This window comes from Agromyces cucurbitae (assembly GCF_058349945.1).
Map to the genome: position 1 here is coordinate 70654 of NZ_JBYRES010000006.1, position 6781 is coordinate 77434.

Consider the following 6781-nt stretch of genomic DNA (forward strand, 5'->3'; position numbering starts at 1 on the left):
CGGGCCTTATCGGGTCGGCCGGCCGTCGGCCGGGATCAGGAGTTCGGTGAGGACCTCGACGAGTGCTTCGCGCACCTCGTCGTCGGAGTGGGTGTTCATGAGCTCGCTCAGCTTGTCGTCGTCGAAGAACATGGCCCCGGCCACGAGCGAGTAGGTGGCGCCGGCGAGCGCGACGCCGAAGCGCATCTGCTCGGCGAGCGACGCACCCGTGCAGATGGCGTCGGCCAGCACGCGGATCGCGGCGTTGCCGCGCTCGACGATCGGGATGTCGCCGAGCGAGTAGCCCTGGCTCACGAAGAGGTGCACGGCGAGCCGCTCGCCGAGCAGCAGGTCGACGAAGCGGCCGATGAACGCGGCACGGGCGGCGTCGGACCGGCGGCCCTCCACGAACTCCGCCACGAGCACCTCGAGCTGCTCGATCGCGGGCGTGATGCCGGCCTCGAGCAGCGCCTCCTTCGAGGCGTAGTGGTAGAGCACGCTCGACTTCGAATAGCCGGCGTGGTCGGCGATCTGCTGCAGCGAGGTGCCGGCGAAGCCGACGGTGGCGAACTGTTCGAGCGCTGCGCGCAGCAGCTCGTCGGAGGCGCGTGCGCGCGCAGGGACGGTCGCATCGGTGGGCATGTCTCGACGGTAGTTGACCGATCGGTCAGATCCTGCACGATCGGTCAGATTCACGGATGACTCCCAGCGGACAGCGCGTGCGCGGTAGCGTGGCGGCATGCGCAAGTACCTCTTCAGCGGTGCCGTGATCTCCGCAGCCGTCAGCGGCATCAGCGTGATCAAGGCGACTGCGTCGGGTCCGCGCGACTGGCGGCTGCTGCTGCTCTGGATCTCGTGGGCCGCGAGCCTCGCGATCGCGATCGGCACCGTCGCCGAAGAGACGAAGCACCCCGAACTCGGCGAATAGCGCGAATCGGGCGAATACCCGCCTGTACCCCGGCCTCCTCGGCGTGTCAGTTCGGCATCCGTTCCGTCGTGCCCCGAAACTGGAGCGAACGACCCGAATATCGCAGTACCCGCTGCACCACGACGAGAGGGGCCACCGATGTTCCGCCGTTGGCGACGCGCACGGCTTGCCGCCCAGGCCTCGGCCCACGCTGCCGCTCCCGCTCCCGCCCCGCGCCCCACCGCGGCCGACCTGCGCGGCGAGCACATCTTCGAGCTGCTCAACGCACGCCTCTCCGAGTTCATCGGCCCGGGCGGCGGCTGGTCGCTCGTGCGCCGTAGCGACGGCGACACCGACCGCATCTTCCACGCGATGCTCACCCACCAGATCGCCGCCGAGCTCACCCGCGCGATCCTCGACGAGCGCGACTCGGTCGCGGTCGTCGTGCCCGCGGGCGAGGAGTCGATGGCCCTCGGCTGGGAGCCCGCGCCGCTCATCGTCTGGGCCGACCCGGTCGAGGCCGAGGGCGCGATCGCGGCCGACGCCGAGGCATCCGACCTCGATGCCGACGTGCGCATGATCGGCCCGCTCACCGAACTCGAGGCGCGCGCAGCGGCCTGACGGCCCTCCAAAATCGGACGCCGATTCTTGTACGGCTGGGCCGACGGGGCGCTCCCCCGCGCTCATAGCGTGATTCACGGGCATTCCGCCCGCACGCCTTGAGAAGGGGAACCCGATGAGCACCGCACCGAGCAGCACCCCGCCCGCCGCCGAGCCCACGGAGGTCGCCGCCGACGCGACCCCCGCACCCGACTCGCGCACGCGGCGGCACACCGCCCGCGACGTGGCGCAGATCGCGGTCTTCACGGGACTCATCGCCGCGCTCGGCCTGCCCGGTGCGCTGTACCTCGGCAGCACCGCCGTGCCGATCACGTTCCAGACGCTCGGCGTGATGCTCGCCGGGGCGATCCTCGGCGCGCGCAAGGGCTTCCTCTCGGTGCTGCTGCTCATCGCGCTCGTGGCGGCGGGGCTGCCGCTGCTCTCGGGCGGCCGCGGCGGACTCGGCGTCTTCGTCGGCCCGTCGGTCGGCTACCTCCTCGGCTGGCTCCTCGGCGTGGTCGTGATCGGCTGGGCGACCGCGCGCCTGCTCCCCCGCTACCGCATCCTGCCCGCGCTGCTCTGGACCGCGCTCGGCGGCATCGTCGCCGTCTACGCCGTCGGCATCCCGCTCATGGCCGCGATCACGGGCACCCCGATCGTCGCCGCCGCCGCGGGTTCGCTGCTGTTCCTGCCGGGCGACGCGATCAAGGTCGTCATCACGGTGCTCGTCGCGAAGGGCGTGCATCGCGCCTGGCCCGGCCTCATCGAGCCGCGTCCGTGGCCGTGGGCGCGCCGCGCCGCGCGCGACGGCGGGGCGGTCGACGCCGCGTGAGCGAGTGGCTGCGGGGCTCGCCCGGCGCACCCGCCCTCGCGTTCGGCGGCGACGTCGTGCGCTTCGGCGAGCTCGCCGCGGCGGTCGCCGCAGCCGACCTGCCCGCCGGCACCGGCCTCGTCGCCTGCCCGGCCGGCATGGACCCGGTCGCGCTGGTCACAACGGTGCTCGCGGCCCTCGAACGCGGGCGACCCGTGCTCGTCGGCGGCACGACCGATGAGGCACGTCGACTCGACCTCGAGCTGCCCGCCGGCACCGCGATCGCGCTGCGCACCTCGGGCTCGTCGGGCACCGCCCCGACCGTCGTCGCCCGCACCGAGGCATCGTGGCTCGCGTCGGCCGCACCCCTCGCCGACCTCGCGGGCATCGGGCCGACCGACCGGGTCGCCGTGACCGGACCGCTGCACGTGTCGATGCACCTCTACGCCGCGCTGCACGCCCTGTGGGCGGGTGCGGCCGTCGGCGACGCGATTCGCGGGGCGACGGTCGTGCAGGCGACCCCGACGCGGCTCGCCCGGCTGCTCGACGGCCCGCTCGACGCCCGCGCCGTCGTCGTCGCGGGCGCGGCCATGGGCGAGCCGCTGCGGCGGGCGGCCCGCGAGCGACTGCGGGTCACCGAGTACTACGGCGCCGCCGAACTGTCGTTCGTCGCCGCCGGCCACGGTCGCGGGCTCGAGCCGTTCCCCGGCGCCGAGGTCGAGCTGCGCGACGCGGCCGGTGGGCGCGAGATCTGGGTGCGCTCGCCGTACCTCGCGCTCGGGGCGCTCGGCGGCGGGATGCTGCGCCGCAACGCCGCGGGATTCGCCACCGTCGGCGACCTCGCCGAGCGGCGGGAGGACGGCTCGCTGTCGATCCTCGGACGCGGTGATGCCGCCATCACGACCGCCGGCGCGACCGTGGTCGCCGAACGTGTCGAGGGCGTGCTCACGGGCCTGCCCGGTGTCGCGGCGGCCGCGGTCGTCGGTGAACCGCACGACCTGCTCGGCGAACGCGTCGTCGCGGTCGTCGAGCTCGACCCCGCCGTCGACGCAGCCGGCCGCGCCGAGGCCCGCAGCGCGATCATCGCGTCCGCGAAGGCGCTCCTCGAACCCGCCGAGCTGCCGCGCCGGTGGTGCTTCGCGACCGTGCCCCGAACCGACTCGGGCAAGGTGGCCCGGGGCGCCGTGCGGACGGCACTCGCTGCCGGCATCCTCGACGACGGGCACGCGGCCGTCGTCACCGTCACCGGAGGAACGACGTGACCATCACCCCAGTCCTCGTCGCGGCGCGCCGTACGCCGATCGGCACGGCCGGCCGCGGCTTCGCCGCGCACCCGGTCGACGCGCTCGCCGCGCCCGTGCTCGCCGCCGTGGCCGCTCAGGTGGCGCCTGCCGGCGTGCCGATCGACGACGTCGTGCTCGGCAACTGCATGGGTCCCGGCGGCGACCTCGCCCGCGTCGCCGCGCTGCGCGCCGGGCTCGGCGTCACGGTGCCGGGCGTCACCGTCGATCGGCAGTGCGGCTCGGGGCTCGATGCCGTCATGCAGGCGGCCGTGCGGGTGCGCGCGGGCGAAGGACGGCTGCTCATCGCGGGCGGTGCCGAGTCCGCCTCGACGGCGCCGGTCCGCAGCTGGCGCGACACCGGCGAGCGCTACGACCGCGCCCCGTTCGCCCCACCCGGGCTGCCCGACCCCGACATGGGTCCCGCCGCCGACCGGCTCGCCGCCGCGGCGGGCCTCTCCCGCGCCCGCCAGGACGCGTGGGCCGAGCGCTCGCACGCCCGCGCCGTCGCCGCACAGCGGGCCGGAGGATTCGACGCCGAGCTCGTTCCCGTCGACGGTGTCGACCGCGACGACCGGCCGCGCGCGATGACCGCGGCGATGCTCGCGCGCTTCGCCCCCGCCTTCAGCGCCGGCCGGGACGAGCCGGCGGACGCCTTCACCGTCACCGCCGGCAACTCGTGCGGCTTCTCCGACGGCGCCGCGGCGATGGCCGTCACGACGCCCGAGCTCGCCCGCGCGCTCGGCCTGCCCGCGCTCCGCGTGCGCGCCGCGGCGGTCGCCGCCGGCGATCCCGCCCTGCCCGGCCTCGGCGCCGCGCCGGCCGCAGAGGCCGCGCTCGCCCGCGCCGGCATCGGGGCAGCCGACCTCGGATTCGTCGAGATCACCGAGGCGTTCGCCGCCCAGCTGCTCGCCGTGACCGACGCCGTCGGGATCGACGAGGAGCTCGTCAACACCGAGGGCGGGGCGATCGCGATCGGGCACCCGTGGGGCGCCTCCGGCGCCGTGCTGCTCGTGCGGCTCGCCGCGCGCATGCTCGCCGCCGACGACGACCGACCGGGCCTCGCGACGTGCTCGATCGGCGGCGGGCAGGGCATCGCCATGATCGTGGAGCGAGTCGCATGAGCGGAATCGTCTTCGACCGCGTCTCGCACGACTTCGGTGCCGAACCGATCGTCGACGACGTCTCGCTCGTCATCGGCGAGCGACGCGTCGGCATCGTCGGCGCGAACGGATCGGGCAAGTCGACGCTCGCGCGCATGATCAACGGGCTCGTCACGCCGAAGTCGGGCACCGTCGCGGTCGACGGCCTCGACGTCGCCCGTCGGGGCCGCGACGTGCGCCGCCGGGTCGGCTTCGTCTTCACGAACGCCGACAACCAGATCGTCATGCCCACCGTCCGCGAGGACGTCGCCTTCACGCTGCGGCGGCACAAGCTTCCTGCCGAGGATGCCGCGGCGCGCGTCGAGGCGACGCTCGAGCGGTTCGGCCTCACGGCCCTCGCCGACCGACCGGCGCATCGGCTCTCGGGCGGGCAGAAGCAGCTGCTCGCCCTTGCGTCGGTGCTCGTGGCCGACCCGGCGATCATCGTCGCCGACGAGCCGACGACGCTGCTCGACGCTCGCAACGCGAGGCTCGTCGCCGACCACTTCCGCGCACTCGAGCAGCGCCTCGTCGTCGTGAGCCACCAGCTCGAGCTGCTCGAGGACTTCGATCGGGTGATCGTCATGGAGTCGGGCCGGGTCGTCGCCGACGACGAGCCCGCCCGTGCCCTCGCGGCCTACCGGGCGCTGATCGGCTGAGCCTCCAATGATCGGCGTCTACCACCCCGGCGACTCGCTCGTGCATCGTGCACCCGCGCTCCTGAAGCTCGGACTGCTCGCCGTGTTCGTGACGGTCGTCGCGGTGCAGAGCTCGCTCGTGGTGCTCGGCGCCGCGGCCGCCGCGACCGCACTGCTGTTCGTTCTGGCGCGGCTGCCGCTGCGCGCGGTGTGGCGTCAGATCGCACCGATCCTGTGGGTGCTCGCGTTCGCCGTGCCCGTGCAGTGGCTGTTCTCGGGATGGGAGGCCGCCGCGACGATGTCGATCAGGCTCGTGATCGCGGTCGCGCTCGCGGCCCTCTACACGCTGACGACCCCGGTCACCCAGACGCTCGACGCGATGCAGCTGCTGCTGCGACCGTTGCGTCGCTGGGTCGACGCCGACCGCGTCGGGCTCGCGCTCGCGCTCGCGATCCGCTGCGTGCCGCTGCTGGCCGACATCGTGCGCGAAGTGCTCGAGGCTCGCAAGGCGCGCGGAGCGGAGGGCTCGATCTTGGCGCTCGCGGTGCCGGTGATCGTGCGCGCGCTGCGTACCGCCGATCACCTCGGCGAGGCGCTCATCGCGCGCGGCTTCGACGACTGAGCCGAAGTCGTCGAAGCGATCGCAGAGTGGCCGCTGTCGCGGCATCCACGATCGCGATACATTGAGGCCCACTCGTCGAACGCTCCCGGAGGTGCGTGATGGATTGGTCCTTCTGGCTCGCGATCGGCGTGCTGATCGTCGTCTGGGCGGTCGGCCAGTGGATCTGGACGCGCCGCCGCAAGGCCGGCCGTACGAGCCGACCCGCGCCCGGCGGCACCGACGTCGCGAACTCGGTCGACGTCGAGCGCGAGAAGTCCATGCGGCAGATGCGGGGCGGCATGATGCCGTGACGTCTCGGCGAGTGCCCCGACATCTCGCGGGCAGTTCGCCGTGCGGACGCTCGAGCGCAGGATGAGGGGCCCGGGACCGCTCAGATCAGCAGGGCGCAGGTGATGACGAGTGCCACCGCGATGACGAAGCCACCGAAGAGTCTCAGCGCGTCGTGATTGCTGACCGTGTCGGGTCGATCCTTCTGCTCGTACCGGTGCTCGCTCACTGAGTTCCACTCCTCTCGTTTTCACCCCCGCACCCCGATGATCGCCGCCGCCGGAAGCCGCACGAAAGGGGTTGACGACGGACGACCCCCTCAGCTCGGGAGCGAGATCCACGCGCCGGCGCGCTCGGCTTCGACGAAGCGGGCACCCTGGCCCATCGAGACGCCGGTGCCCACCCAGCCCTTCGCATGAACGGGAAGAAGACGGCGAGCGACCGTTTCAAACGGTGAAGGCCCGGACCTCGCTTCCGCGAGCTCCGGGCCTTGTCGGTGCACCCCCAGGGACTTGAACCCTGAACCCACTGATTA

Annotated in this window: 10 protein-coding genes; 8 read left to right on the plus strand and 2 right to left on the minus strand. The window is 73.6% G+C overall.

Annotated features, from left to right (window positions below; translation table 11 throughout):
- Positions 1-6: 6 nt before the first annotated feature.
- Entirely contained in the window at positions 7-621 is a 615-nt protein-coding gene (locus AC3RJ6_RS19070) for a TetR/AcrR family transcriptional regulator (protein ID WP_491428714.1), read from the minus strand.
- Positions 622-718: 97 nt separating this feature from the next.
- Between AC3RJ6_RS19070 and AC3RJ6_RS19075 the strand changes: the two genes are divergently transcribed.
- The 8 genes from AC3RJ6_RS19075 (at position 719) to AC3RJ6_RS19110 (ending at position 6269) form a co-directional block, all read left to right on the plus strand.
- Positions 719-907 carry a hypothetical protein gene (locus AC3RJ6_RS19075; protein WP_491428715.1) on the plus strand — a complete coding sequence of 63 codons (189 nt, stop codon included), beginning with the start codon at positions 719-721 and terminating at the stop codon, positions 905-907.
- Positions 908-1045: 138 nt separating this feature from the next.
- Positions 1046-1507, plus strand: coding sequence for a hypothetical protein (locus tag AC3RJ6_RS19080; RefSeq protein ID WP_491428716.1), 462 nt, complete (start codon positions 1046-1048; stop codon positions 1505-1507).
- 115 nt (positions 1508-1622) lie between these two features.
- On the plus strand, positions 1623-2318 hold the full coding sequence (locus tag AC3RJ6_RS19085; protein WP_491428717.1) for a biotin transporter BioY: 696 nt from the start codon (positions 1623-1625) through the stop codon (positions 2316-2318).
- Positions 2315-3559, plus strand: a complete 1245-nt coding sequence (locus AC3RJ6_RS19090; RefSeq protein ID WP_491428718.1) for an AMP-binding enzyme — start codon at positions 2315-2317, stop codon at positions 3557-3559. The genes AC3RJ6_RS19085 and AC3RJ6_RS19090 overlap by 4 nt, the downstream gene beginning before the upstream one ends.
- Positions 3556-4701, plus strand: a complete 1146-nt coding sequence (locus AC3RJ6_RS19095) for a thiolase family protein (protein WP_491428719.1) — start codon at positions 3556-3558, stop codon at positions 4699-4701. The genes AC3RJ6_RS19090 and AC3RJ6_RS19095 overlap by 4 nt, the downstream gene beginning before the upstream one ends.
- On the plus strand, positions 4698-5378 hold the full coding sequence (locus AC3RJ6_RS19100; RefSeq protein ID WP_491428720.1) for an energy-coupling factor ABC transporter ATP-binding protein: 681 nt from the start codon (positions 4698-4700) through the stop codon (positions 5376-5378). The genes AC3RJ6_RS19095 and AC3RJ6_RS19100 overlap by 4 nt, the downstream gene beginning before the upstream one ends.
- Positions 5379-5385: 7 nt before the next feature.
- Positions 5386-5979, plus strand: coding sequence for an energy-coupling factor transporter transmembrane component T family protein (locus AC3RJ6_RS19105; RefSeq protein WP_491428721.1), 594 nt, complete (start codon positions 5386-5388; stop codon positions 5977-5979).
- A 98-nt stretch (positions 5980-6077) separates the two neighbouring features.
- Positions 6078-6269: a hypothetical protein gene (locus AC3RJ6_RS19110; protein WP_491428722.1), complete on the plus strand. Its 192-nt coding sequence runs from the start codon at positions 6078-6080 to the stop codon at positions 6267-6269.
- Between the two features lie 80 nt (positions 6270-6349).
- Here the strand turns inward: AC3RJ6_RS19110 and AC3RJ6_RS19115 are convergent, their stop codons facing one another.
- A complete protein-coding gene (locus AC3RJ6_RS19115) occupies positions 6350-6475 on the minus strand; it encodes a hypothetical protein (protein ID WP_491428723.1) in 126 nt (41 codons plus the stop codon).
- Positions 6476-6781: the final 306 nt, after the last annotated feature.